Source organism: Haloarcula sp. Atlit-120R, assembly GCF_003665885.1.
In the GTDB taxonomy this organism is placed as follows: domain Archaea; phylum Halobacteriota; class Halobacteria; order Halobacteriales; family Haloarculaceae; genus Haloarcula; species Haloarcula taiwanensis.
In genome coordinates, this window is record NZ_QPLN01000003.1 from 106,909 (window position 1) to 132,035 (window position 25,127).

The 25,127-nt window shown below is 63.3% G+C and carries 21 protein-coding genes; 7 read left to right on the forward strand and 14 right to left on the reverse strand.

Annotation, left to right across the window (positions count from 1 at the left end):
• Positions 1-41 precede the first annotated feature (41 nt).
• Positions 42-827, reverse strand: a complete 786-nt coding sequence (yqeC, locus tag DVK01_RS12375; RefSeq protein WP_121536941.1) for a selenium cofactor biosynthesis protein YqeC — start codon at positions 825-827, stop codon at positions 42-44.
• 94 nt (positions 828-921) lie between these two features.
• Here yqeC and DVK01_RS12380 point away from each other — a divergent pair, with 94 nt between their 5' ends.
• Both DVK01_RS12380 and selD read left to right on the forward strand, forming a co-directional pair.
• Complete coding sequence (locus DVK01_RS12380; protein ID WP_011222658.1) at positions 922-1,170, forward strand: sulfurtransferase TusA family protein; 249 nt, start codon at positions 922-924, stop codon at positions 1,168-1,170.
• Positions 1,171-1,172: 2 nt separating this feature from the next.
• Positions 1,173-2,210: a selenide, water dikinase SelD gene (gene selD / locus DVK01_RS12385; protein ID WP_121536943.1), complete on the forward strand. Its 1,038-nt coding sequence runs from the start codon at positions 1,173-1,175 to the stop codon at positions 2,208-2,210.
• Between the two features lie 17 nt (positions 2,211-2,227).
• On the opposite strand, the gene yqeB is transcribed toward selD, so the two are convergent.
• The 9 genes from yqeB to DVK01_RS12430 form a co-directional block, all read right to left on the reverse strand.
• Positions 2,228-3,808 carry a selenium-dependent molybdenum cofactor biosynthesis protein YqeB gene (gene yqeB / locus DVK01_RS12390; protein ID WP_101351688.1) on the reverse strand — a complete coding sequence of 527 codons (1,581 nt, stop codon included), beginning with the start codon at positions 3,806-3,808 and terminating at the stop codon, positions 2,228-2,230.
• The gene (locus DVK01_RS12395) at positions 3,805-4,050 is read right to left on the reverse strand and encodes a DsrH/TusB family sulfur metabolism protein (RefSeq protein WP_101351689.1); all 246 of its coding nucleotides are present in this window, start codon (positions 4,048-4,050) and stop codon (positions 3,805-3,807) included. Before DVK01_RS12395 ends, yqeB begins: the two co-directional genes overlap by 4 nt.
• Before the next feature lie 2 nt (positions 4,051-4,052).
• A complete protein-coding gene (locus DVK01_RS12400; protein WP_101351690.1) occupies positions 4,053-4,406 on the reverse strand; it encodes a DsrE family protein in 354 nt (117 codons plus the stop codon).
• Positions 4,403-4,774, reverse strand: a complete 372-nt coding sequence (locus DVK01_RS12405) for a DsrE/DsrF/TusD sulfur relay family protein (protein ID WP_101351691.1) — start codon at positions 4,772-4,774, stop codon at positions 4,403-4,405. The genes DVK01_RS12400 and DVK01_RS12405 overlap by 4 nt, the downstream gene beginning before the upstream one ends.
• Positions 4,775-4,875: 101 nt before the next feature.
• Positions 4,876-7,356, reverse strand: a complete 2,481-nt coding sequence (locus DVK01_RS12410) for a xanthine dehydrogenase family protein molybdopterin-binding subunit (RefSeq protein ID WP_121536945.1) — start codon at positions 7,354-7,356, stop codon at positions 4,876-4,878.
• Positions 7,353-7,922, reverse strand: coding sequence for a (2Fe-2S)-binding protein (locus DVK01_RS12415; RefSeq protein ID WP_101351693.1), 570 nt, complete (start codon positions 7,920-7,922; stop codon positions 7,353-7,355). Before DVK01_RS12415 ends, DVK01_RS12410 begins: the two co-directional genes overlap by 4 nt.
• A gap of 124 nt (positions 7,923-8,046) precedes the next feature.
• On the reverse strand, positions 8,047-10,497 hold the full coding sequence (locus DVK01_RS12420) for a xanthine dehydrogenase family protein molybdopterin-binding subunit (protein WP_101351694.1): 2,451 nt from the start codon (positions 10,495-10,497) through the stop codon (positions 8,047-8,049).
• Entirely contained in the window at positions 10,490-11,044 is a 555-nt protein-coding gene (locus DVK01_RS12425) for a (2Fe-2S)-binding protein (RefSeq protein WP_101351695.1), read from the reverse strand. Before DVK01_RS12425 ends, DVK01_RS12420 begins: the two co-directional genes overlap by 8 nt.
• Before the next feature lie 233 nt (positions 11,045-11,277).
• Positions 11,278-12,510, reverse strand: a complete 1,233-nt coding sequence (locus DVK01_RS12430; RefSeq protein WP_121536947.1) for a Zn-dependent hydrolase — start codon at positions 12,508-12,510, stop codon at positions 11,278-11,280.
• Between the two features lie 149 nt (positions 12,511-12,659).
• Between DVK01_RS12430 and DVK01_RS12435 the strand changes: the two genes are divergently transcribed.
• The gene (locus tag DVK01_RS12435; protein ID WP_121536949.1) at positions 12,660-14,372 is read left to right on the forward strand and encodes an amidohydrolase family protein; all 1,713 of its coding nucleotides are present in this window, start codon (positions 12,660-12,662) and stop codon (positions 14,370-14,372) included.
• An 85-nt stretch (positions 14,373-14,457) separates the two neighbouring features.
• On the opposite strand, the gene DVK01_RS12440 is transcribed toward DVK01_RS12435, so the two are convergent.
• Both DVK01_RS12440 and DVK01_RS12445 read right to left on the reverse strand, forming a co-directional pair.
• The gene (locus DVK01_RS12440) at positions 14,458-15,576 is read right to left on the reverse strand and encodes a BMP family ABC transporter substrate-binding protein (protein WP_121536951.1); all 1,119 of its coding nucleotides are present in this window, start codon (positions 15,574-15,576) and stop codon (positions 14,458-14,460) included.
• 194 nt (positions 15,577-15,770) lie between these two features.
• On the reverse strand, positions 15,771-16,922 hold the full coding sequence (locus tag DVK01_RS12445; RefSeq protein ID WP_121536953.1) for a BMP family ABC transporter substrate-binding protein: 1,152 nt from the start codon (positions 16,920-16,922) through the stop codon (positions 15,771-15,773).
• A 308-nt stretch (positions 16,923-17,230) separates the two neighbouring features.
• Here DVK01_RS12445 and DVK01_RS12450 point away from each other — a divergent pair, with 308 nt between their 5' ends.
• The 4 genes from DVK01_RS12450 to DVK01_RS12465 all read left to right on the forward strand — a co-directional run bounded on the left by DVK01_RS12450 (position 17,231) and on the right by DVK01_RS12465 (position 22,120).
• Positions 17,231-18,895, forward strand: a complete 1,665-nt coding sequence (locus DVK01_RS12450; protein WP_101351700.1) for an ABC transporter ATP-binding protein — start codon at positions 17,231-17,233, stop codon at positions 18,893-18,895.
• Positions 18,895-19,995, forward strand: a complete 1,101-nt coding sequence (locus DVK01_RS12455; RefSeq protein ID WP_121536955.1) for an ABC transporter permease — start codon at positions 18,895-18,897, stop codon at positions 19,993-19,995. Before DVK01_RS12450 ends, DVK01_RS12455 begins: the two co-directional genes overlap by 1 nt.
• The gene (locus DVK01_RS12460; RefSeq protein ID WP_101351702.1) at positions 19,995-20,987 is read left to right on the forward strand and encodes an ABC transporter permease; all 993 of its coding nucleotides are present in this window, start codon (positions 19,995-19,997) and stop codon (positions 20,985-20,987) included. Before DVK01_RS12455 ends, DVK01_RS12460 begins: the two co-directional genes overlap by 1 nt.
• 98 nt (positions 20,988-21,085) lie before the next feature.
• Positions 21,086-22,120: an LLM class flavin-dependent oxidoreductase gene (locus DVK01_RS12465; protein ID WP_101351703.1), complete on the forward strand. Its 1,035-nt coding sequence runs from the start codon at positions 21,086-21,088 to the stop codon at positions 22,118-22,120.
• Positions 22,121-22,122: 2 nt separating this feature from the next.
• Here DVK01_RS12465 and DVK01_RS12470 read toward each other — a convergent pair whose 3' ends face one another.
• On the reverse strand, positions 22,123-23,526 hold the full coding sequence (locus DVK01_RS12470) for a uracil-xanthine permease family protein (protein WP_101351704.1): 1,404 nt from the start codon (positions 23,524-23,526) through the stop codon (positions 22,123-22,125).
• A 231-nt stretch (positions 23,527-23,757) separates the two neighbouring features.
• Positions 23,758-25,017, reverse strand: coding sequence for a threonine synthase (gene thrC / locus DVK01_RS12475; protein ID WP_121536957.1), 1,260 nt, complete (start codon positions 25,015-25,017; stop codon positions 23,758-23,760).
• Positions 25,018-25,127 lie beyond the last annotated feature (110 nt).

Sequence of the window (25,127 nt, forward strand, 5' to 3'; positions counted from 1 at the left end):
CTTACCTTCCTCTCGAACCGAGACTGGCTGTTTCCACGAAGTCAGCCATCGCTCTCTGCCTCTTGCAGATCTGCTTCTGAGACGACTTCACAGATATCGGAGGTGAACGACGTGATGACGCCCTGAGAACACCGCTTCGTCTGTGAAAGCGAGTACGTGAGTACGTCTCTGGCGGTCCGCTGCTGTGGCTCGGTATCCGCTTTGTTGATTAACGGTATCACAGACGCCCCGGCTGGCGCGTTTCGGAGGCCACCGTCGGGATGTGTGAGCACTGTTCCGACAGCGTCTGGCGTGATCGTCTCGCCAACATTGATATCGGTGATGTCCGCGACCCGCTCCGGCCGATGGACCACATCCGTCGTCAGCGGTTCACCGACGGCGGTGACCGAGGCGACCGGGACGACGTGGCTGGCCGTGCTCGGGACGACTGGCTCCCCATCTCCAGGTGCTTTGAACTCTCGCTTGCGTGCCCCGTCAGCCTTGATGAGGAGCCAGTCGAACAGTCCAACACTGGATAGTTGTTCTACTATACTCGCCTCCAATCCGCGAACCTTCCGGTCAACTCGCGCCGGGTCGGGTACTTCCTCGCGAGCGACGGCAATTGGTGGGTCGTGTGCTTCGAGGTCAGCGCGCCACGCGTCCGGATCGATGAGCGTCAGCGGCAGGTCAGACGGCGGTGGCATCGCCGTTGTCGTCGTGTAGCCCACGTCGTACCTCTCGTCGGTGCCCTCCACCGTCAACTGTCCCATCGCGGTTTTCTTTCCGCCGGCCCCGACAAAAGCGACAGCGGCGCTGGACCCCAAGCCCAGCGCAGCAGCCAGATGCATACGGTCGCTCCGCGGAAGACACACAAATAGCTTACCGGGGCAACGGTATGTGGCGGCGATAGTGTTTTTGTGACATGATGACACACGTACCGGTATGGCTCGCGTAGACGTTCGTGGTGAAATCTGTCCCCGTCCGGCGCTTATCGTCCGACAGGCGCTTTCGGATCTCGATACCGGTGAGACGCTCGTCGTGCGGGGCGATTACCCCCCCGCTGAAGAGAATCTCCGGAGGATGTGTACGACGCACGGTATCGACGTGACGACAGCGGAGACCGCTGGCGAGTCCGACGAGTTCGAACTCGAACTCCGGGTGACCGAGATGGCGTCGCTATCGGAGGCCTGAGTGTGGGAACCGACGCTCCGACTGCGGACGACGAGACGACGCGCCTGACGGAGTACACCGAACTCCACGGCTGTTCCTGCAAAGTCGGCCAGAGCGACCTCGATTCGCTGCTCGCCGATGCCGGCCTCACCGGTGAGAACGACTCGTTGCTGTTCGGCATCGGCGAGGACGCCGCTGCCCGGAAACTTACCGACGATATCGCGTTGGTTTCGACGGTGGATTTCTTCACACCTATCGTCGACGACCCGTACGACTTCGGTCGTATCGCCGCTTGTAATGCCGCTAGCGATGCGTTCGCTACAGGTGCGGTCGAGAACATCGACTGTCTGGTCACTCTCGGCCTCCCGCGAGACGTAACCGAGAGCGCAGCGCCCATCCTCGCCGGCATGGCTGACGCGCTGGACACGATGGACGGCGTCATCGCTGGTGGCCACACCATCATGAGTCCGTGGCCCTTCGCCGGCGGAGCGATTTCGGCGACAGCACGACCCGACGCCCTGCTCACTTCACACGGGGCTAGCCCCGGCGACCGACTCTACCTGACCAAACCGCTCGGGACGCAACCGGCGATGGGGGCGACCCGCGTAACCGACGAGCAGTTCGTTGAGATAGTCACCGACGCCGCTGAGCGCCCGCTCGACAGTATTGCTTCGGAAGCCATCGCGTGGATGACGACTACGAACCGGGACGCAATGGTCGCGTGCCGCGAATATGCAACCGCCGCAACCGACATTACCGGCTTCGGCCTCGCCGGCCAGAGCCGCGTGATGGCCGCCCGCTCGAATGTCGGTATCGAACTGACGCACCTCCCGGTCATCGCAGGAACGCCCGGTCTCTCGACGCTTTTCGGATACGGGCTAACTGACGGAGAGAGCGCGGAGACAAGCGGCGGCCTGTTCGTCTCCGTCCCACCGGCTGCGACTGCTGCCGTCGAATCGGCGTTCGACGACGCCGGCATGTTCTATCGAGCTGTCGGCCGCGTTACGGCCGGACGCGGCGTCACGATTGACGACCCGACTATCGAAGAAGTTCGTTCATAACGTCAAGTAGGAGCCTGCTACCGCAACCGGAGCACTGCCTCCAGCACCCCACCGCCGAGACACAGTGCCTTGTCGGAAATCTTCGTTGGGTCGACAGACTCGCCACGGGGATCGACGTCGCCGAGCTTAGTGCCCTCACTGACGCTGAGGCCGTCGTGAACGAGGCCGCGAACCAGCCCGTCTATCTCTGTCTCGACCGGCAGTTCACCGACCGTGCCGACTACATCGCCGGCTGTGACAGTATCGCCGATGGCGACCGTGGGGGTCCACTCACCGTCGGTCGGTGCACGGAGCACCCGCTCGTGGGTGTAGCCGCGCCGCTCGCCGGGCTCGCCGTCGTACTCGCTCGCTGCCCCCTCGTAGAACACCCGGCCGAGCTCGTGCCCGCGGTCGGTCTCGACGACCGCGTCCACGTCCTCGCCGGCCTCGAAACCAGGTCCCATCCCAATCACTACGTCGGCGTCTCCCCGTCGCGTGCCGGTGTCGAACGTCCCTTTCGCCATGATAGCATCGACGAGGACTGCAGCGTTGAGTTCGTCGGCGACGGCCGCCTCAGGGTCGACGAGGACCGGGACGACATCGTCGGCAAGCAGTTCAAGCGCCTCGTCGATGTCCGCTGCTGCCCGGCCAGTGAGTCCCTCGACCGTCACTTCGTCTTCGTACAGTGCAGCGCCGAAGGCGACTGCCCGCCGGACTACCGTTGGCTGTTCGACCTCTGTGACGATAACCGGAAAGCCAGCCTGCTGCAGGCGATAGACCACGCCGCTCCCGAGGTCGCCGCCGCCGCGGACGACGACTAGGTCGTCGAGGTTCAGTCGTGTCGACCGCTTACCGGTGGCGTCGTGGCGGTCCATGGTGACCTCGGAGAGGATCGAGAGCGCGACGGCGGCCGGGCCGCTCCCGCCGAGGTCGAGTCCAACCGGAGTTCGGACCCGGCTGAGTTCCCGACGGGCGTAGCCCGATTCGGCGAGTGAGTCGAGGACGTGATTGGCCTTTGTCTCGCTGGCGACGAGGCCGACGTAGCCGGCCTCACCGTCCAGCGCCGCTGCGACGGCCTCCTGATCGAACGTCCCGCTTCGCGTCGCGACAGCCACCGCCGTCTCCGTCCCCATTGGGAGGTCGCCGAGCACGTCGCCGTAGCCGCCGTGAATTACGTCCGTCTCGTCGGGGAACTGCCCCGGATCGGCGTACGCCTCGCGGTCGTCGACCACGGTGACGGCGTAGCCCAGTCGCTCGGCCAGCGGGGCCAGTTCGACGCCGACGTGGCCGCAGCCAGCGATATAGAGCCGTGCCTGCCCGCGAACCCGGTCGATGAACACGTCCATCTCGCCGCCACAGACCATTCCCGTGTTGCCGCCGGGTTCGAGTTCGTACGTCCGGACGCCGGGGTCGTCGGCTCCTGAAAGCACTGACCGGGCGTCCTGTACGGCGAGATGCTCGACCGTGCCCCCTCCGATGGTCCCGTACTCGTCGTCGCCTGTGACTATCATCTTGTCCCCTACGTCTCGCGGTGCGCTGCCGTCCTTGCGGACGATAGTCAGGAGTGCTGCCGGTTCTCCCTGCGCGGCCAGTTCGTCGAGCCGTTCGAACAGACTCATACGAAGCTCTTGACCTCCTGTTCGACGAGGCACTCGACCACGTCGTCGTAGGATATCCGGTCGATGTCCGGCGGGAGTGAAACGCCACGCACGTCTACGTCTCTCGCGACCGCTGAGACGGAGGCGTCGATATCCGGCGTGAGGTAGACGCCGTCCTGAATCAGCACGACGCGTGCCTCGGGGTCCCCGGCGGCGGTACGCAGCCCGATTTCCGCCATCGGTTTGTCGATGAGATACAGCATTGTCAGAAGTCCAGTGTTCGGTCGGCGTCACGGATGCGGGCGGTAACGCGGTCGTCCGACCAGACGGCCACGTCGTCGTCGATTTCGCTCTTTTCGATACTGCGCTCGGCCATCGCCGCGCCGTCCGCGACCATCTGTCCGTCCTGTTCTTCCAGATCGGCGACATGCCCGCTCATGTTGAGCGCGTTGCGGTCGACGGCCTCCCGAGCGCCGTACACGCCGTCCTGTGTGAATATCACGGTCACGTCGTGCATGTCGAAGCCGGCCGCGATACCACGGGCGGCGCGCAGCCCCTCCGGGATATGGACACGTCCACACGGCGCACGGGTAAGCAGGACGACGACATCCTGTTTCATAGCGAGACCACCCGGTCGACCTCGCCGATGATGTCCGCAAGGTCCGGCAGCAGTCCGACTTCGACGCCATCGGGGTAGTCGGCGGGCGCGTCAATGCCGCGTGCGTCGACACAGAGTCCACAGCAGATAACCTCCGCGCCGTCCGCGATAAGTTCCTGAAACTTCTCTGTCGGCATCTCGTCGTACAGCCCGCTGTCCGAACAGCCCGGCAGGGTCTGGTCCGCGACAGGAACGAGCGCGCCGTCGAGGTAGTGGAAGTAACTCACCTCGTGACCCTGGTCCAGCGCCGCCCGCCCCAGTTCGTAGGCGGTACGCCACCGCTCACTGTCGAAGGGACCCCCTGTCAGCAGAAAACCGATGTACGCCATACTGTCGAGGTTTTCCCGACCAGCTCTTAATAGTTTGCTCGACACACCGAAAAAACACTCCGTGTGTGATATTACACGGAAGAAAACTGCCCGAAACAAACCTATCTACCATCGGCAGACTGGTCGTCGAGTGCCGCCTTCAGGTCGTCTGCAGTGAACGGTAGCTCGGTCAGCCGAACGCCGACGGCGTCGCGGATCGCGTTCGAAAGCGCTGGCGGGACCCCGTTTGTCGGGAGTTCCGCGATAGACTTCGCGCCGAACGGACCCGTGGGTTCGTGTGTTTCCACGAGAATGGTCTCCATTTCTGGGTGGTCCGTCGTCCGCGGCATCCCGTACTGTCGAAAGCCGAGTACTTCGGGGTTCCCGTCCTCGTCGAAGGTCAGGTCGCCGCTCGTGGCGTATTCGAGGCTCATGTGCTCACCGCCCTCAATCTGGCCTTCGACCAGCGCGGGGTTGATGGCGACGCCGCAATCCGCCGCGAACACCAGTCTGTTGAGTTCGTACTCGCCGGTCTCCGTATCGACAGTCACGTCGACGAACTGCGCACCGTACGGCGGTGGACTCTCGTCGGTCGAGTGGTTGCCGTCCCCGAGGATGTGTTCGCGCTCGTCGTCGCCGTAGGCGGCCTCGTAGCCGATCTCTGCCAGCGAGACGCGGCTCCCGGTCTGCTCGCTGTACACGCCGCCGTCGCCGGTGTCGAGCGCTTCCGGGGGCTCGTCGAGCAGTTTCGACCCCCATCCCAGCACCCGCTCTTTCGCGTCTTCGGCGGCCTTCTTCACCGCTCGACCGCTGATGTACGTCGTCGAGGAGGCGTACGCGCCGTAATCGAACGGCGTCAGGTCGGTGTCGGCGGCGATGACGACGACATCGTCCGGCGTGCAGCCCAGCACCTCTGCGGTAATCTGGGAGAACATCGTGTCCGCGCCCGTGCCGGTGTCGACGCCGCCGACCTGCAGGTGGAAACTCCCGTCCTCGTTCATCTGCACCTGTGCCGCGCCGAGTTCCTTTCCCGCGACGCCGCTTCCCTGGGCGATGAGCGCCATGCCGACCCCGCGCTTGCGGTGGTCCTCGTCAGGCTGTTCGAGGTCGTCGTAGCCAATAGCTTCCTTGCCGCGCTTGACGCACTCGCGGATGCCACACGAGCGAATCGTCCGGGTGAACCGGTCACCGTCTTTCAGCATGGCGACGCTTCGGTCGCGGTCACCCTCCCGAACCGCGTTCTGGAGACGGAACGCGATGGGGTCGAAGTCGAGGCGGCGGGCCACCTCGTCCATGTGTGCCTCAACGGCGAAATGGCCCTGCGGCGCGCCGTACCCTCGCATGGCCGCCCCCATCGGAAGGTTCGTATGCACCACATCACCGGAAAAGCGGACGTTCGGGACGCGTGGATAGAGCGGGAGCGGCTTCGTTCCGACGTTGTTCGCGACGGTCATACCGTGGGTCCCGTAGGCCCCTGCGTTCGACAGCGTATAGAGGTCCATTGCCTCGATGTCGCCGTCGTCAGTCACTGCGGTCTGCATCCGCATCCGCATCGGATGTCGAAAGCGAAGCGCGGTGAACTCCTCCTGTCGGCTCATCTCCAGTTTGACCGGCCGGTCGGCTGCCAGATGCAGTGCGAACGTTATCGGCTCGATTGCCATCTCCTGTTTTGACCCGAATCCAGCGCCAATTCGCGGTTTCTTCACCCGCACGTCACGGATGGGAATATCGAACAAGTGGGCTATCTGGCGACGGGTGTGAAAGGGGACCTGCGTCGCTGTGATGAACGTGTGCCGGTCGTCCTCGTCCGTGTACGCGATGGTCGTGTGCGGTTCCGGAACGCAGTGGGACTGGTACGGTGTCTCCCACTCTGTCTCGATGACGTGCCGGTCGTCTTCACTCTCCGCTCGTTCGAACGCCGCGTCAACGTCACCGAGTTCCCCTTCGAAGTGTGATTCGACGTTTCGGCTGTAGTCTGCGCCTGACTGCTTGTTCTCCACGTCGTCGGCTTCGAACAGTTGGGGCGCGTCCTCGTCGAGTGCTTCTTCAGGATCGAAGACGGCGTCCAGTTCCTGGTACTCGACTTCGACTTTCCGTGCGGCTCGGTCGGCCGTTTCCGGGTCGTCAGCTGCCACTGCGGCGACCGGGTCACCGACGAAGCGGACGTGTTCACGCAACACTTTCAGATCCCACGGACTCGGCTCGGGGTAGGACTGTCCCGAACTGGAGTACAGCTTGTCCGGAACCACGTCGTCGAACGGCGTGATGACGGCGTCGACGCCGTCCATCGCCTCGGCGTCGCTGGTGTCGACTGATTCGACGTAGCCGTGAGGGATGTCACTGCGAATCACTTTCCCGTGAGCGAGGTCCGGGAACCGGTCCCGGTAGTCCGCCGTGTAGCGGGCCTGCCCGGTGACAATTTTCCGTGCGTCGTCTTTCTCTTCGTTCACGGTAATCGCGTCGCGCTCGGATTCGGCTTTCCGGTCGGGTTCGCGTGCGATGTCTGCCGCTGCCTCCTTCTCGGCTTCGGCAGACTCCGCTGCCTCTCTCTCTGTCCTGTCGGGCTGCTCGCCTGTCTCCTGGACCCGGTCGGAATCGCTCACTGCTCGCCCTCCATGCAGCCGCAGTCGGTGCGTGAACACGTGGCCTCGGTGGTGACGCCGTCGTCGCTATCGAGTGCCCGTCCACCGTCCGCGGCGACGGCTGTCCCGCTGTCCATCTTTTCGGCGGCGTCCAGCACCGCTTCGACGATTTTCTTGTAGCCGGTGCACCGACAGAGATTGTCCGAGAGCGCTTCCCGAACCTCCTGTTCGGTCGGGCCCGGGTTCGCTTCCAGTAGCGCCGTCGAGCGCATAATCATTCCCGGAATGCAAAACCCACACTGGAGCGCAGTATTCTCCACGAATGCCTGTTGCACCGGATGCAGATCGTCCTGTGTACCAAGCCCTTCGATTGTCTCGACGGATGCGTCCTGCACTTTCGTCAGCGGCTCGACGCAGGCTTTCACCGGCTCCCCGTCGACGTGTACCGTACAGAAGCCGCACGCGCCGGTGTCACATCCCCGCTTCGCGCCGGTGTACCCGTTCCGTCGAAGGACATCGAGAAGCGAATCGGATTTCGATGCGTCGACAGTCCGTTCCACACCGTTAATTTCCAGTTCGATTTCCATATGGCTCATCAGCTCGCTGGCTATGTCAGGTACGTGACGAACAGAACGATAAATAGCTATCGCGGATTTGCGATATGGCACGCCGCCACACCGGGTTTTGCCGTGACTGGCACTCCGTCCCGAGTCAGGGGTTGCGCTCGTCCAGCTGTGCCTTGATTTTCTCGGCGGTAATGGGCATCTCCCGGACACGGACGCCGACGGCGTCCCGGACGGCATTTGACAGCGCGGGCGGGACTGTGTTCGTCGGGACTTCGGCGACCGATTTCGCGCCAAACGGCCCGGTCGGTTCGTGGGTCTCGACCAGAATGGACTCGATGGGCGGCGTCTCAGTCGCCGGCGGCAGGCCGTACTCGTCGAAATCAGCTACCTCTGCCCGTCCCTCGTCGTCGAGCGTGATGCCCTCGCTGACGGCCATCTCGTAACTCATGTGATTCGCGCCCTCGATCTGGCCCTCGGCCATGCCGGGGTTGATGGCGACACCGCAGTCGACGGCGACGACCAGTTTATGAACTTCGAACTCGCCGGTGGTCTCATCCACCGTCACGTCGGCGAACTGCGCAGCGAACGGCGGGGGACTCTCTTCGGTGCAGTGGCTCCCCTTCCCTAAGATGTGTTCGCGCTCGTCGTCGCCGTAGGCGGCCTCGTAGCCGATGTCTTCGAGTGTGACCGAATCGCTGCTGGCCTCGCTGTACACGGTCCCGTCGCCGGTTTCCAGCGCCTCGACTGGCTCCCCAAGCAGTTTCGATCCCCAGTCGAGAATCCGCGCTTTCGCATCCTCAGCGGCCTTCTTGACGGCCATGCCGCTGATGTACGTCGTCGAAGAGGCGTAGGCCCCGTAGTCGAAGGGCGTTACATCAGTATCGGAGGATTTGACGATTATGTCGTCCTCGTCACAGCCCAGCACCTCGGCGGCAATCTGGAGGAACGCCGTGTCAGCGCCCGTCCCGATGTCGACGCCGCCGACCTGCAGGTGGAAACTCCCGTCCTCGTTCATCATTATCTGAGCGGCCCCGAGTTCGTCGCCAGCGACGCCGGTCCCCTGTGCGGATAGTGCCATCCCGATGCCGCGGTGCAGGTGGTCCTCGTCGGGCTGTTCGAGGTCGTCGTAGCCGATGGCGTCCTTTCCGCGCTCGATACACTCGTCAAGGCCACACGAGCGGATACGGCGGTTCGCCCCCTCGCCGCCCATCATCCCCGCGATCTCGTCGAGGTCGCCGACTTCCATGTGATGCCGCCGCCGGAATTCGATGGGGTCGAGACCGAGGTCGCGGGCCACCTCGTCGAGATGGCCTTCCAGCGCGAGCGTGCCCTGTGGCGCGCCGTAGCCCCGCATCGCGCCGGTCTGTGGCGTGTTCGTGTGGACGATGTCCGCCTCGAAGCGGGCGTTGGGGACCTTCGAGTACAGCGGCAGGGGCTTGCTGCCGACGTTGCCCGCGACAGTCATGCCGTGGCTTCCGTACGCGCCGGTGTTCGACAGCGCGTAGATGTCGATTGCCTCGATGTCGCCGTCGTCGGTGACGGCGGTCTTCGCTTTGACTTTCATCGGATGGCGCGACCGCATCGCGTAGAACTCCTCCTCGCGGCTGGCCTCGTACAGGACCGGGCGGTCGGTGGCGAGCGAGAGCGAGAGCGGAATCGGCTCGACGACCATCGCCTGTTTCCCGCCGAAACCGCCGCCGACGCGGGGTTTCTGGACGCGGATGTCACGGATGGGGATGTCGAACAGGTGGGCGAGTTGTCTCCGGGTGTGGTTGGGAACCTGTGTGCTGGTGATGAGGACGTGGCGGTCGTCCTCGTTCGTGTACGCCAACGAGGTGTGTTTCTCGACGTTGGCGTGGGACTGCCGGATTGTCTCCCATTCGGTCTCGTGGACATGGGTCTCGCCGTCGAGCGCCGCGTCCACGTCGCCCAGTTCGCCCCCGATATGTGCCATCCGGTTGCGGTCGTAGTCGTGGCCGACAATTTCGTTTTCTACCTCGCCGTCCTCGAACAACTGCGGCGCGTCGTCGTCGAAGGCCTCCTCCGGGTCAGTGACGTAGTCGTCCTCCTCGTAGGACACCTCGATAGCCTCGGCGGCGGCGGACGCGGTCGCCCGGTTTTCGGCTGCGACGGCGGCAATCGGGTCCCCGATGTACCGGACGTGTTCGTTCAGCACGTGCATGTCCCACGGGCTCGGTTCCGGATAGGACTGTCCGGCGCTGGTGTATTTTGCGTCCGGCACTGCGTCGGATTCGGGTGTCAAGACCGCGTCGACGCCGTCCATTGCCTCGGCTTCACTCGTGTCGATGTCGGTCACGCGGCCGTGTGGGATGTCGCTCCGGACGACCGCCGCATACGCGAGATCTGGATATTGTTCCTCGTAGTCGGCGGTGTACTTCGCCTGTCCGGTGACGAGCTTCCGGTCGTCGTACTTTTCTGTCCGGTGGGAGACACTGGCCCGTTCGTCGGGTGCCTTGTCGTTGTTCTCGGGTTCGTCCCATTCGAGCGGGTGCTCTTCGGACTGCCCATCCTCGACAGCCTCGGACTGCGAGGCCGTCCCCCCGTCGGCCGTGGGTGTCTCGTCGTCGCTACTCATCGCAGCCACCTCCGCAGCAGCGGGTCGACTCGTTCCCATTCGGCGGCACAGTGGCCGAGTGGCCGCCGTCGGCGGCGACCGACTGCGCCCCGCGCATTCGCTCTGCCGCGTCGAGCACGGCTTCGACCGGCTTCTGATACCCGGTGCAGCGACAGACGTTGTCGTCTAGCGCCTCCCGGACCTCCCGCTCGGTTGGGTCTGGGTTCGAATCCAGTAGTGCCACCGCCTGAATAACCATTCCTGGGATACAGAACCCGCACTGGACGGCGAAGTTGTCGACGAACGCCTGCTGGACCGGGTGCAGGTCGTCCTGCGTCCCGAGCGCAGCGACGGTCTGTATCTCACTCCCATCGGCGTCCACTGCGGCCATTCCGCAAGCCATCCGGACGTCGCCGTCAACGAACACCTTCGATGCGCCGCAGGTTCCGCCGTCACAGCCACATTTCACGCCGATGTGACCGTGCTGTCTCAATACCGTCGCCAGGTCGTCCGCCGACCCGGCTTCGACTGTCGTCCGCTCGCCGTTGATTGTGAGTTCGATGTCCACAGAGGTCCCTCCAGTTTTCGGTATGCGATACGCACACGCGCCTCTTAGTGAACAACTGTACAGCACTCTCTCATATATGTATGCTTCACAGGTGCGTGATCGCAATATTGCCAGAAGAAATCACGGCCACGCCCCACTACAAGGCACTAGACTGACACAGCTACGACAGACGTGCGGGGTAATGTGTGGTATGTGCCATATCTGTGACAGATACTCTCTGTGACTGGACCCGCTCATTCGGCGGCCTTCGCCTGCACGGCGTTCAGCAGTACCTCTGCTCCGGTGACGATGTCATCCCACTCGGTAAACTCGCTCTCGCGGTGGCTAATCCCGTCGACGCTCGGGACGAAAATCATGCTCGTCGGGGCTATCTTGTTGAGGTAGTTCGCATCGTGGCCTGCGCCACTGACCAGCCGTGTGTACTCACAGCCGACCGTCTCGGCGGCCTCGACGACCGTGTCGAGGCAGTCCTGATCGAACGGGTCCGCATCGACTCGCATGATTTCCTCGATCTCGTATTCAAGGCCTTCGCGCTCGGCGGCGTGGGCAATCTCTTCTCTGATCTGTTCGACAGCCGCATCGACAACGGCATCGTCGTACGAGCGGAAATCAAGCGTGAAATCGACCGTCTCGGGGATGACGTTGATGGCGTTTGGCCAGACGTCGACGCTGCCGACCGTGCCGACGAGGTCCGTGCCTTCGGTCGCTGTGATTCGCCGCACAGCGCGGGTTACGTCCGCCGTCGCCACGAAGGCGTCGTGGCGCATATCCATCGGCGTCGGGCCGGCGTGGTTCGCCTGCCCCTCGAAGGTGACGTTCAGCCATGCAAAGCCGAACACGCCTTCGACAGCGGCGACTGGGATGTCCTGCTGTTCGAGAAACGGGCCCTGTTCCACGTGCATCTCAAAGTAGCAGTGGATGTCGTCGGCTTCACAGGGCGTTTCGCCCTTGTAGCCGATGCGTTCGAGTTCGTCGCCGAACCGCTTCCCGTCCTTGTCCTCGCGCTCGTACGCGTAGTCGAGATCGAAAATATCACAGTAGACGCCGCTGCCGAGCATATCCGGCTGAAAGCGGACGCCCTCCTCGTTACTCCAGGCGACGACCTCTAGCGGGCGTTCGGTCGTCACCCCGGCGTCGTTGAACGCCTCAATGACTTCCAGTCCACCGAGGACGCCGATAACGCCGTCGTACCGCCCGCCGCTGTACTGGCTATCGATGTGCGACCCGAACAGGACCGGCGCGGCGTCCTCCACCGCTCCGTCCCGCCGACCGAAGATGTTGCCCATCGTGTCGATACGGACCTCCAGCCCGGCCTCGCGGAACCACTCGACCAGCGTGTCCCGGGCCGCCTTGTTCTCGTCAGACAGGCTCGGCCTGTTCACGCCGCCTCGTTCCGTCGCGCCGATCTCGTTGAACGTATCGAAGCGCCGTCTGAACCGCTCGCTGTCGAGACTGACCGATGGCATTGGGTAGCTGTTCCGCGGTGTCGTCTTGAAGATTGCGTCGGGGTGGTGCCACACAGATTGACAGACGCAGTGTGGCACGCGCTCGCCCGCTGTGACACACGGTCGGGACCACCGAAAGAGCCAAACGACCGTTCCGCGAGTCGGCAGACATGACCGAGCCGAGTGTCGCGTCTATCGCGTTTCGAGACGCGCGGGTGCTGGACGGGAGCGGTCGCCCTCCGTTCACTGCGAGCGTGCGTGTCGCCGACGGTCGAATCGACGCTATCAGCGACGCCCCGCTGGACGCCGACCGCGTCGTTGACCTCAACGGGTTGTATCTCGCGCCGGGGTTCATCGACATGCACGCGCATTCGGAACTGCGGCTGTTCGGACATCCCGGGGCAAAGGAGAAACTGACACAGGGGATCACGACGGAAGTCCTCGGCCAAGACGGTGTCAGTGTCGCGCCGGTGCCGCCGAACCTCACCGACGAATGGGCACAACGGGTCAAATCGCTCGACGGCACGCTGGGCGAAACGTGGCCGTGGCACACCGTTTCCGGCTATCTTGAGGCACTTGAATCCGCCGAACCTGCCGTCAACTGTGCGTACTACGCCCCACACGGCAACATCCGGTCGATGCTGGCCGGATTCGAGGACCGCCCACTTAGCGGTGAACACGTTGTCGCCGCCGGGCCAGTCACCGGTCACCGGCTGGATAGACCAAAATCGGACCACGACACAGCGCCCGGTGAACTCGACGCGATTCGACAGGAGCTCGAAGTTGCGCTCGAAGAGGGCGCGTTCGGTATGTCCAAAGGGATGATATACCCGCCGAGTTCCTACGCTCGTGACGACGAACTGGTGGCGCTGGCGGACACTCTCGCCAAGCGTGACTCGTTTATGATCTCACACGTCTGGAACGAGACGGACCGCGTAGTCGAGTCCATCGACCGGTATCTGGACATCTGCCGACGCGGCGGCTGTCACGCCCACGTCTCCCATCTCAAGGTCGGCGGCCAGCAGAACTGGGGGAATTCAGAGGCTGTCCTCGACCTGTTCGACGATGCCGTTGCCCGTGGCCAGCGGGTCACCTTCGACCAGTACCCCTACACGGCCGGATCGACGATGCTCACTGCGCTGTTGCCGCCGTGGGCGCGACAGGGTGACTCGGAGGCCATCCGTCACCGTCTCAACTCCGCAGCAGTTCGGGACCGCATCGCCGCCGACATCTCTCAGCCGGGCGACTGGGAGAACCTCGCGTACGCCGCCGGCTCGTGGGATAACATCCTCATTACGCGGACGGGAAGCGGGCGCTATCAGGGTGAAACCATTGCCGACATCGCCGCGGAGGTCGACAGCGAACCGGTCGACGCGATGTGTGACCTGCTTGTCGCGGAAGAGTTGGACGTGACGATGGCGGACTTCGTGATGGCCGAGGAAGACATCGAGCGGTTCCTCGCCGACGACCGCGGCACGTTCTGCACCGACGGCATCTTCGGCGGGAAACCCCACCCGCGGGCCATCGGAGCGTTCGGCCGCATCCTCGAACGCTACGTCCGAGAGCGGGACGTGCTCTCGCCGGCACTGATGGCCCGCAAGGCCGCAGGCAACCCCGCCGACATCCTTGGTCTCAGGGACCGCGGCTACGTCCGCGAGGGATACGTCGCGGACCTCGTGGCCTTCGACCCCGATTCCGTGTCCGCGAACGCCACCTACGAGGAGCCGTTCCAGTACACCGACGGGATGGAGTACGTCCTCGTCGGCGGCGAAATCGCCGTCCGGGACGGCGAGCAGACCGGCGCTCGCAACGGCGCGGTGCTTCGCTCCTACGAGGAGTGGGGCGGTGGGACCCGTCCCGAACTCGACCGCGCCGACGAATAGCTGACTGACACGCTCTGCGCGCTGGTCGGTAGCTTCTCGGTCCGTGACGACGCGAAGCGAAAACCGAACCGCGAACCGGACCGCGCTACTCCGGCACTTCGGCGTCGACGGCGTCGACGAAACTGTTCATCTCCTGGAAGAGGAACTCGTCGCTCTCGCCCTCGAACGGCGAGCCGGCCCAGACGTCGAGGTCGCCGTTGACGATCTTCTCTTCCGTTTCCGCGACGGTGTCTTTGACCTCCTGCGGGACCGCCGGACCCCACTCGTCGAGCGCAGGGAGGTTCGTCTCCATGCCGCCCCAGAAGGCGTCGGATTCCCAAGTCCCGTCCCGGACCGCGGAGATGGTCGGGTCGTAGACCTCTTCCCAGTTCCAGACCGGCGAAATGAGGTAGTTGTCGCCGCCGAACTCCCCCATCGGCGCGTTGTAGCCCGAGGCCCACACGTCCGCCTCGTTTGCGGCCCTGACCGGGGCGGGGGAGTCCTGCTCCTGTGAGATAACGTCACAGCCCTCGTCGATGAGTGAGTTGGCGGCCTGTTTCGAGGTCTGTGGGTCGAACCACGCGTTGACCCACCGAATCTTGAACGTCGCGTCCGGGTTCACCGACCGCGCACCGAGCGCCATCGCATTGATAGAACGGATGACTTCGGGAATCGGGAACGCGGCGACGTAGCCGATGGTGTTGTTTTCGGTCACCATCCCGGCGGCTTGCCCGGCGAGATACCGAGGTTGGTAGATCCGACCCATGTACCGCCCCATGTTCTCCCGGGTTCGATAGCCGGTCGCGTGCTCGAAGTAGGTGTCGGGATACTGTTCCGCAATGTTGAACATCGGGTCCTGGTAGCCAAACGTCGTCCCGAAGACGATGTCGGCGTCGCCCTGCGCGTATTGCTCGAACACGCGTTCCGAATCTTCCGGCGCGACAGCCTCGGTGTACTCGGTTTCCAGCCAGTCGTACTTTTCATCAACCGCCTTCCGGCCCTCGTCGTGGGCCCAGGACCACCCGAGGTCGCCCACCTCTGAGATGTACACCCACGCGGCGGTGACGGAGTCCGACCCGGAGCTTCCATCGCCGCCGGTCGCTGTCCCGTCAGTCGTCTCACTGTCGCCGCTCCCGCCACTACAGCCGGCTAGTGCGGTTGCTCCTGTTGCCCCAAGCGCGCCCAGGATCTCCCGCCGCGATATCGTTCGGTTGGTATTCACCATTACTGAACTGGGTAGAGGTAGCGGAAACTCCTACTTAAACGATACCATTCTTGACCTTGCAGCGAACGAATAGATCTGGTTACAGTTGGACAAAATATCATACAATCCAGAATAGTCCTACGAACGTGGTTATATGTGCCTGCGGACCACAGTAATACCCAAGCGATTACCACAGCCCGAAACCGGTGTCGGGATCAGTTCGGGACCTCACCCTCGACGGCGTCGACGTAGCTACTCATCTCCTGGAAGAGGAACTCGTCGCTCTCGCCTTCGAACGCCGAACCGGCCCAGATGTCCAGCTCGCCGTCGAGTATCGCTGACCGTGACTCCGAGACGGTATCTTTCGTTTCCTGGGGCACTTCTGGCCCCCAGTCGTCCAGACTACAGATGCCTGACTCGATGCCTTCCCAGTACGCATCGGATTCCCAGGTCCCGTCCCTGACAGACTCGATAGTCGGACCGTAGAACTCCTCCCAGTGCCAGATCGGGGAGGTGAGATAGTTCTCGCCGGCGATGTCACCCATCGGAGCATCGTAGCCGGTCGCCCAGATGCCTGCATCGGAGGCCGCTCTGAGCGCTGCAGGGGAGTCCTGATGCTGGGCCATTACGTCGACGTCTTCGTCCAGCAGGGCGTTCGCCGCCTCGCTCTCTGTCGGGGGGTCGAACCAGGAGTTCGTCCATCTGACTTTCAGCGTCGCGCTGTCGTTGACAGACGCGGCCCCGAGCGCGTAGGCGTTGATTCCACGGATGACCTCCGGGATCGGGAATGCCGCCACGTATCCCAGCGTGTCTGTCTCGGTTACGGTCCCTGCTGCCTGCCCGGCGAGATACCGGGGCTGATAGATCCGGCCCATGTACCGTCCCATGTTCTCCATCGTCAGGTAGCCGGTGTTGTGTTCGAAATAGGTGTCGGAGTATCGCTCCGCCACGGACGCCATCGGGTCCTGATACTCGAACGTACAGCCGAAGATGATATCGGCAGTACCCTGCGCGTACTGCTCGAACACCCGCTCGGAATCAGCGGGGGCAACAGCCTCGGTGTACTCGGTCTCTAACCACTCGTACTCTGCTGCGACTGCCTTCCGACCCTCGTTGTGGGCCCAGGACCACCCGAGGTCGCCGACCTCGGAATTGTACACCCACGCGGCGGTGACCGAATCCATATCGTCACTGCTGGTCGCGGTCCCCGCAGCGGCTCCCCCGTCGGCGGTGCCGGTCCCGCCCCCGCTGTCGCCGCCATCGCCGCCATCACCGCCACCGCTGCAACCGGCCAGCCCGGTAATTCCTGCTGCCCCAAGCGCTGCCAGTAACTCTCGTCTCGATCTAGTGTGGCTCTTGTCAACCATTGACTAATCGGGTAGCCATTGCAGAATCAGTGACTTAAATTGTTCCGTTCACGCAGCTTTCGCTACCCTACTATCCAGATATCTGCTGTAGAACTGGACTAATATAGCTATATCTGGCAACTATCTGGATTATATGACAATACTATTGTCGGCGTCGACAAACGCAACCCAGATCGACAACAGCCGCTAGCACACAACAACTGATACTTGGCAAATGTCCGGCATTTCACGGTCTGGACGGCGAATATAGCTACCTTTGGAAACAATTATGCCACTACATTGTTGATACCCGCCCAAGACCAGAGAGCATGTCCGAACACACCACGCTCAGGATGGAGGGGATTCTGAAGGAGTTCCCCGGGGTCGTCGCCAACGACCACGTCAACCTCTCCGTCGAGCGCGGAGAAATTCACGGCCTCCTCGGCGAAAACGGTGCGGGAAAAAGTACACTGATGAAGATTCTGTACGGGCTCTACTCGCAGGATGACGGCGACATCTACCTCGACGGCGAGCGACTCGACCTGGAGTCGCCACAGGACGCCATCGACGCCGGTATCGGTATGGTCCACCAGCATTTCATGCTGATACCACGTCTCACAGTCGCCGAGAACGTCGTGCTCGGTGAACGTGAACCGGCCACAGCGTTCCGCAGCGATGCGGAGGACAGCTGGCTTCCGGCGGCAGTTCGAAACAACAGTCTCGTCCAAGCGCTTGCCGGGCAGTTTTCGTTAGGCCTCGACGTGCCCGAACAACGGATTCAGGAGTTAGCGGACCAGTACGGGTTCGATATCGACGTGAGCGCAAAGATTTGGGAGCTCGATGTCGGCCAGCAACAGCGCGTCGAGATACTCAAAGCGCTGTACCGTGATGTCGACCTCTTGATTCTCGACGAACCGACGGCGGTCCTCACACCGACGGAAGCCGAGCGGCTCTTCGACTCGCTCGAACGCCTGACCGACGAAGGACTCTCGATAATCTTCATTACCCACAAGCTCACCGAGGTCGACGCTATCGTCGACCGGGTAACGGTGCTCCGGGAGGGGCAAAACGTCGGGACCGCCGAGGTGTCGTCAGTCTCCCGGGCGGACCTCGCGGAGATGATGGTCGGCCGTGAAGTCCTGTTCGAAATAGACAGGGAAGCGGTCGACCTCGGTGAGCCGGTCCTTCGCGCACGCGGGGTCAAGGCCACTGATAACCGAAATATCGAAGCTCTTTCCGGCGTCGACCTGACGGTTCGACAGGGCGAAATCGTCGGTATCGCGGGCGTAAGCGGCAACGGACAGAAAGAACTCGCCGAGGTCATGGCTGGTATCCGTGACGTGACAGCCGGCGAGATACTGGTCAACGGCGAAGATATCACCGGCGCGAAACCGAAGACGTTCGTCGACAGCGGCGTCTCGTTCGTCCCCGAGGACCGGCTCCAGTACGGCTGTGCTGAGGACCTCTCGGTGATGCACAACGCCACGATGAAGGACTTCAGAGACGGCGGGTTCGGCGACTGGCCGTTCCTTGACTACGGGGCACTCCGTGACTACGCCGAAACGCTGGTCGATGAGTTCGATGTCAGAGGTGTCAGCGACGTGACCGAGACAAAGGCCGGCGACCTCTCCGGAGGGAACCTCCAGAAGCTAATCTTGGCGCGAGAAATCTACCGCGACCCGGACCTGCTCGTCGCCAACCAACCCACCCGTGGCGTCGACGTTGGGGCAATCGAGTTCATCAGGGAAACGTTGCTTGAACAGCGGAAGGCAGGCACCGGTATTATCCTGCTTTCGGAGGACCTGGACGAAATATTTGACTTGAGCGACAGGATTCTCGTCGTCTACGAGGGTGAGTTCGTCTACGAGACGACACCGGCCGAGGCCGACCGGGAACGGATCGGTCTGGAGATGACCGGCGGTGGTGGCGACGACGGAGGCGAAGTGGACACATCGCCGCCCTCGCCCGGAGTCACGCAGGGGAGTGAGAGCTGATGAACGTCGCAGTAACCGTCGACGCGCGCGAAGACGTTCCTGTCTGGCTGGCGTACGGGACGCCCGTGTTCACGGTTCTCGCCGCGCTGGCGGTCAGCGCCATCGCGCTGGTCGTCCTCGACGTGAACCCTGTTGCGGCGTACGCGACGATGTTCGTCGACACGCTCGTGACCGAGTTCGGACTCACCGAGACGCTGACGAAGGCGGTACCGCTGATTCTCACTGGCCTGGCGGTGTATCTCCCGCTGAAGGCGGGCCTTTTCAACATCGGGGCTGAGGGACAGCTCGTCGCCGGTGCGCTTGCCGGGACGTGGATCGGGCTGAACGTCTCGCTCCCGGGGTTGGCACTGGTCCCGCTGATGTTCGTCGCCGCGGCCGTAGCCGGCGGTATCTGGGCTGGCATCCCGGCGTACCTGCGTGCGAAGTGGGATGTCAACGAGATCATCACGTCGCTACTACTGACGTTCGTCGCCCTCGAACTCCAGAGCTACCTCCTCCGCGGGCCGATGCAGGGCGGCACCGGGAACTTTCCACAATCGGAGCGGTTCTCCGAGGCCGCGACGATTCCTGAACTGGTAAGCGGCGTCCATGCCGGCCTGCTCGTCGCCGTCTGTATGGTCGTGGTGACCTACGTCCTGATGACGCGAACGCGGCTCGGCTTCGAGATTACCTTCGTCGGCTCGAACCACGAGGCCGCCCGACAGGCGGGGATGAGCAAGTTCTACGTGTATCTCTTCGTGTTCGTCGTCGGGGGCGCGTTCGCGGCCATGGGCGGCATCAGCGAAATTGCCGGTGCACAGGGGCGGTACCGTGCCGGGTTCGAACCCGGCTACGGCTTCACCGCCATCCCGATCGCCCTGCTCGGGCGCAACAGCGCGCTCAAGGTCTTGCTCGCCGGCCTGTTTTTCGCTGTGCTGTTCGTCGGCGGGTCGAGCATGGAGGTGGCCTTCGGCGTGCCCGCGGCGCTGGTCGAGATTATCCAGGCGCTCGTCATCCTCTTTCTGATCACTGCGGAGTTCTTCAAGAGCTATCGTGTCGGTATCGACATCAAACGCGGGCCAACAGAGACGCCTGCCCAGCCACAGCGAGGTGACGACTGATGGTGACGTTCATCGCCGGCCTGCTCGATGCGACCGTTCAGGCGGCGACCGTGCTCCTGCTGGCCGGGATGGGGGAACTCATCAGTGAGCGGGCGGGTGTCCTCAACCTCGGCGTCGAGGGGATGATGCTCGTCGGCGCGCTCGGCGGGTTCATCACGACCGTCCTCACTGGGAGCCACTGGCTCGGGTTCGGCGTCGGCATCCTCCTGGGGATGGTGCTGGCGCTGGTGCATGCCTTCCTCTGTATCACGCTGAAGTCGAACCAGGTCATCAGCGGCGTCATGCTGACGCTCCTGGGGACCGGTCTCACGACCTTCTTCGGGTCCGGCTGGGTCGAGGAGTCCATCGACGGCTTCCCGCAGATGACGTTCCCGCTCGTCGGGCAGTACCTCGTCGGCGTCCCGGTCGTCGGCGAGGCGCTCTTCCGGAGCACGGCGACGGACTACCTCGCACTCGGCCTGCTGGTCGTGGTCTGGTACTTCCTGCACCACTCGAACCTGGGGCTGGAGATGATAGCCGTCGGCGAGGACCCGGAGATGGCGGACACGATGGGCGTGTCCGTGTTCAGGCTGCGGTATCTCGCGGTGCTTATCGGTGGCGGGTTTGCTGGCGCGGCGGGCGCACACCTCTCGCTGGCCTTCTCGCAGCTCTGGGTCCCCGGCATGACCGCGGGCCGGGGCTGGATTGCCGTCGCACTGGTCATCTTCGCCCAGTGGCGGCCCCGCCGGATGCTCGTGGGGGCGTACCTGTTCGGACTGCTCGACGCGTTGCGCATTCGCTCGCAGTCCATCTCGCTGACGCTGGGTCCTGACGCGCCGCTCGCCGGGGTCATCAACCCAATCGTCGAGTTCCTCATGACGCCACAGATCATGGGGACGTACCCCTACTTGGCGACGATTATTGTGCTGGCCTACGCCGTCATCCGGACGAAAAGCGACCAGCTCGCGGTCCCGTCGGCGCTGTTGCAGTCCTATAGCCGCGAGACGGACTAACCGGTCCGCGACGCGCGCCAGTATCGGCGGCCACACCTTCCACAGACCGTGTGTGTGGCCAATCTATTTATCCATATTCGGAGAATTCAGCATGTCTCATGAGCGCCAATCAGGTCTTCGAGAGAGGCGACCGTGTCGGTCTCTACTTACAGGACAAACACTCGCTAGAAGAGAACGTGGAACTCGTGCAGTACGCAGAAGAGCAGGGCATCGACGAGATCTGGCAAGCAGAATCGCGACTCGCACGCGACGCCGTGTCCCCACTCGGGGCGTACGCTGCGGTCACCGACGACATCAAACTCGGGACCGGTGTCATCAACAACTGGACGCGCAACACGGCGCTGATAGCGCAGTCGATGAGCACGCTGGAGGAACTCGCCGGCCCGGACCGCATCATGTGCGGTATCGGGGCCTGGTGGGATCCGCTGGCCGAGAAGGTCGGCATCGACCGCAGCGGCGCACTGCGGGCGATGCGGGAATGCGTCGAGGTGACGCAAGACCTGCTCGACATGGAGAACGTCACCTACGACGGCGAGTTCGTCCAGATGCGCGACGTGGAACTGGACGTCGTTCACGGCGACGACGGGCCACGCACCGTGCCCGTCTACGTCGGCGGGACCGGGTTCAAGATGCTGGAACTCACCGGTCACTTCGCTGACGGCGCGCTGTTGAACTACCTCGTCAGCCCCGAGTACAACGAGAAGGCCCTCGACGCCCTAGAGACCGGTGCCGAGCGCGGCGGCCGGACGCTGGAGGACATCGACCGGCCACAGCTGGTCGTCTGCTCGATGGACCACGACGAGGAGACGGCCCTGGACAACGCCCGCGAACTCATCACGCAGTACCTCGGGCAACAGCCCCACATCATGAAAGCGAGCGGCGTCAGCCAGGACCTCATCGACGAGGTGGGCGAGACCATCGGCGGGTGGCCGGCCGACCACGAAGACATCCAGGAGGGGATGCACCTCATCCCGGACGACGTGGTCCACAAGCTCACCGCCAGCGGGACGCCCGAACAGTGCCGCGAGAAGGTCCGCGAGTACGCCGAGACCGGCTGTCAGTGTCCGATTCTCTACCCGCTTGGCGACGACCGGCGGCTGCTGATAGACGAGTTCGCCGACGGCTACCTGTAGGCTCAGTCGTCGACCGGCGGCGCGCCGGTCCCCGGGTCAGCCTGACTCGGCTCCAGCCCGGCGGTGTACTCGGTCGGCCCCGTCCCGACGCTCCCACCCGGGAACACGATGTTGAGAACGAGGGCAGCCATCCCGCCGGTGACGAGCGCGGACCCGAACAGCGTCTGGACCTCCGACGGGAAGTTCTGGAGGATTTCGGGGCGGAACGCGACCCCAAGGCCCAGCGCCATCGACATTGCGAGGATAGTCGAGTTACGATGGTCGAGTTCGACATTTTGGGTGATGAGGCGCGCTCCCGAGGAGAATATCATCGCAAACAGAATAAGTGCGCCGCCGCCCAGCACTGCGTCAGGCATCGCCGAAACGACCGCGCCGACCTTCGGGACAAACCCGAGTGCCAGGAGCACAACGCCCCCGATGCCGGCGACGTAGCGGCTTGCGACGCCGGTGAAATTCACCAGGCCGACGTTCTGCGAGAACGACGTGTTCGGGAGTGCGTTGAACACTGCGCCGAAAACGCTCATCACGCCGTCGGCGACGAGGCCGCCCCGGATTTCCTCACGGGTGGCGTCCCGCCCGGTAGCCGACACCGTCCCCGAGATGTCGCCGATTGTCTCCATGCCGGTGATGATGTAGAGGAACGCCACGGTGACGACGGCGCTTGGCTCGAAGGCGAGTCCGTACTTGAGCGGGACCGGGACCGTCACCCACCCGGCGGCGGCGACGGCCGAGAGGTCGACCACGCCCAGCGCGAGCGCAACAGCGTACCCAACGATGATGCCCACGAACACGCTGATGACGCGGAGAAACCCCTCGAAGAACTGGTTTAGCCCGACCGTGACAATCAGAACGAGCCCCGCCAGGCCGAGGTTCACGAAGGAACCGTATCCCTCAGCTGACGGGCCGGCCGACGCGCCCGCGGCGTAGTTCATTCCCGTGGGGATAAGCGTCAGTCCAATGAGCATCACGACGATGCCGGTGACCAGCGGCGGGAAAAACCGCCTGAACCGGTCGAACGAAACGCCCATGATGATTTCGACCGGCGCAGCAAGCAGCGACGCGCCGAAGACGGCGGCGAGACCGAACTGGTTCCCAATGCCGATGAGCGGGCCGAGAAACGCGAAACTGGTTCCCATGACCACCGGAAGCCGCGCGCCGACGGGGCCGACCGGGTACGCCTGAACAATAGTTGCGATGCCGGCGACGATAAGCGCCATCTGGACGAGAAACGTCGTCTCCCCTGTAACGGAGCCGACGGCCCCGGCGAGGATGAGCGGGGGCGCGACGTTGCCCAGAAACATCGCAAGCACGTGCTGGATGCCGAGCGGGATTGCCTTCCCTAACGGCGGTTTATCCTCGATATCGTACAGTACGACTGACTGCCGTTCTCCCTCCGGACCGCTCATAGGACGCCATCCAGCCGCCTGTCTTTTCAATCCACCTACTAGAATCCTTATACCAATATATGTGTTTAACTTTACCCGGGATACCTATTCGTATGTCTCGCGAACAGGTGATATTTGTCGCATATGCGACCTGCTTCAGTTTCGAACTGCAACTGCTTGGCTTGCCAGTGTGTCGAGTCTGATTGTAAAACGACAGCGTGCTGGTCAGTGTTGGGGCAACCGTCGATAGCGTCAGTCGTCGGCCGCGGCTTCATCGGCCGTGCCGTACAGGCCTTCGACCTCCGCGATTTCGGGGTCGATTCGGTCTACTCCACCGGTCGCCTTCTCGGCGCTTTTCGTGTCCTTCAGGCCGAAACCAGTGGACACTACGACGACGGTTTCATCCTGTTCGATGATACCCCGGTCGAGTGCCGTCTGGACGCCGGCAATTGGCGCTGCTCCCGCCGGCTCGGAATAGATCCCTTCGGTGCTGCCAAGTAACGTTTCGGCCTCTAGAATCTCCTCATCGGAGACCAGCACGCTCGTTCCGCCGCTCTGTTCCAGCGCGCGGCAGGCTTTGATGGTGTTCCGCGGCCGTCCGACCGCGATTGAATCGGCCAGCGTTTCGGCGATTTCGTCGATGTCCCCGTGATCGTGGAAGGCGTCGTGGATGGCTGACGCCCCCTCAGCCTGGACGCCAAGCATCTTCGGATGGTCGTCGACGTAGCCGAGGTCGTAGAACTCCTTGAACCCCTTCCAGGCTCCGGCTATCGTGCAGCCGTCTCCCATCGAGAACACGACCCAGTCCGGGACGTGCCCGCGAGCGACGGACTGGTCGGCGAGTTCGTGGCCGACGGTGCGCTTGCCCTCGACCTGAAACGGATTGATCGCCGCATTGCGGTTGTACCAGCCGTACTTCTCGGTGACCTCGACGCTGAGGTCGTAGGCTTCGTCGTAGCTGCCGTTGACAGCGAGTACGTCCGCACCGTAGACGAGCGGCTGTGCGAGCTTTCCTGTCGGAGCGTCACCGGGAACGAAAATACGGCAGTCCATCCCCCCGCGGGCGGCGTAGCCCGACAGCGACGCGGCGGCGTTCCCGGTCGAGGCACAGGTGATGATGTCCCGACCGGCGTGTTTGGCTTTCGTGACAGCGATAGCGCTGGCACGGTCCTTGAAGCAGCCGGTTGGATTCCGCCCGTCGTCTTTGACAAGCGTCTCGACGCCTAGCGCGTCGCTGAGGTTCGGCGCGTCGAAGAGGTCTGTCCCGCCCTCGTTGAGCGTCACGATATCGGCGTCCGCTGCGACTGGCAGGAAGGCCTCGTATTTCCACTGGCTCGGTATCGGTCCGCCGAGGTCACCGTCGAACGCGTCGTCAATCGCATCGTAGTCGTACGTTACTTCAAGTATCCCCTTCACGCCCTCGTGTTCGGGACAGGTGTAGATGATCTGGTTCGGGTCGTACTCCGCCCCACAGAGTGTACACTCGAGGGTTGTGACTTGCGTCATGCCCATACCACATCCTGAGTACAACCGGGCATAAAACCGTACTGTGGCTCCAACTCGATTGTGAGGCGAATCGCCTCTGTCGTGACTGGCACACCATCACACATAGCTCACACACC

What these genes read in the sequence shown, in the direction of transcription:
- yqeC (WP_121536941.1), bottom strand. Translation starts at nt 827, where the DNA reads ATGCATCTGGCTGCTGCGCTGGGCTTGGGGTCCAGCGCCGCTGTCGCT.
- DVK01_RS12380 (WP_011222658.1), top strand. Translation starts at nt 922, where the DNA reads ATGGCTCGCGTAGACGTTCGTGGTGAAATCTGTCCCCGTCCGGCGCTT.
- yqeB (WP_101351688.1), bottom strand. Translation starts at nt 3,808, where the DNA reads ATGAGTCTGTTCGAACGGCTCGACGAACTGGCCGCGCAGGGAGAACCG.
- DVK01_RS12395 (WP_101351689.1), bottom strand. Translation starts at nt 4,050, where the DNA reads ATGCTGTATCTCATCGACAAACCGATGGCGGAAATCGGGCTGCGTACC.
- DVK01_RS12400 (WP_101351690.1), bottom strand. Translation starts at nt 4,406, where the DNA reads ATGAAACAGGATGTCGTCGTCCTGCTTACCCGTGCGCCGTGTGGACGT.
- DVK01_RS12405 (WP_101351691.1), bottom strand. Translation starts at nt 4,774, where the DNA reads ATGGCGTACATCGGTTTTCTGCTGACAGGGGGTCCCTTCGACAGTGAG.
- DVK01_RS12415 (WP_101351693.1), bottom strand. Translation starts at nt 7,922, where the DNA reads ATGGAAATCGAACTGGAAATTAACGGTGTGGAACGGACTGTCGACGCA.
- DVK01_RS12420 (WP_101351694.1), bottom strand. Translation starts at nt 10,497, where the DNA reads ATGAGTAGCGACGACGAGACACCCACGGCCGACGGGGGGACGGCCTCG.
- DVK01_RS12430 (WP_121536947.1), bottom strand. Translation starts at nt 12,510, where the DNA reads ATGCCATCGGTCAGTCTCGACAGCGAGCGGTTCAGACGGCGCTTCGAT.
- DVK01_RS12435 (WP_121536949.1), top strand. Translation starts at nt 12,660, where the DNA reads ATGACCGAGCCGAGTGTCGCGTCTATCGCGTTTCGAGACGCGCGGGTG.
- DVK01_RS12440 (WP_121536951.1), bottom strand. Translation starts at nt 15,576, where the DNA reads ATGGTGAATACCAACCGAACGATATCGCGGCGGGAGATCCTGGGCGCG.
- DVK01_RS12445 (WP_121536953.1), bottom strand. Translation starts at nt 16,922, where the DNA reads ATGGTTGACAAGAGCCACACTAGATCGAGACGAGAGTTACTGGCAGCG.
- DVK01_RS12450 (WP_101351700.1), top strand. Translation starts at nt 17,231, where the DNA reads ATGTCCGAACACACCACGCTCAGGATGGAGGGGATTCTGAAGGAGTTC.
- DVK01_RS12455 (WP_121536955.1), top strand. Translation starts at nt 18,895, where the DNA reads ATGAACGTCGCAGTAACCGTCGACGCGCGCGAAGACGTTCCTGTCTGG.
- DVK01_RS12460 (WP_101351702.1), top strand. Translation starts at nt 19,995, where the DNA reads ATGGTGACGTTCATCGCCGGCCTGCTCGATGCGACCGTTCAGGCGGCG.
- DVK01_RS12465 (WP_101351703.1), top strand. Translation starts at nt 21,086, where the DNA reads ATGAGCGCCAATCAGGTCTTCGAGAGAGGCGACCGTGTCGGTCTCTAC.
- DVK01_RS12470 (WP_101351704.1), bottom strand. Translation starts at nt 23,526, where the DNA reads ATGAGCGGTCCGGAGGGAGAACGGCAGTCAGTCGTACTGTACGATATC.
- thrC (WP_121536957.1), bottom strand. Translation starts at nt 25,017, where the DNA reads ATGGGCATGACGCAAGTCACAACCCTCGAGTGTACACTCTGTGGGGCG.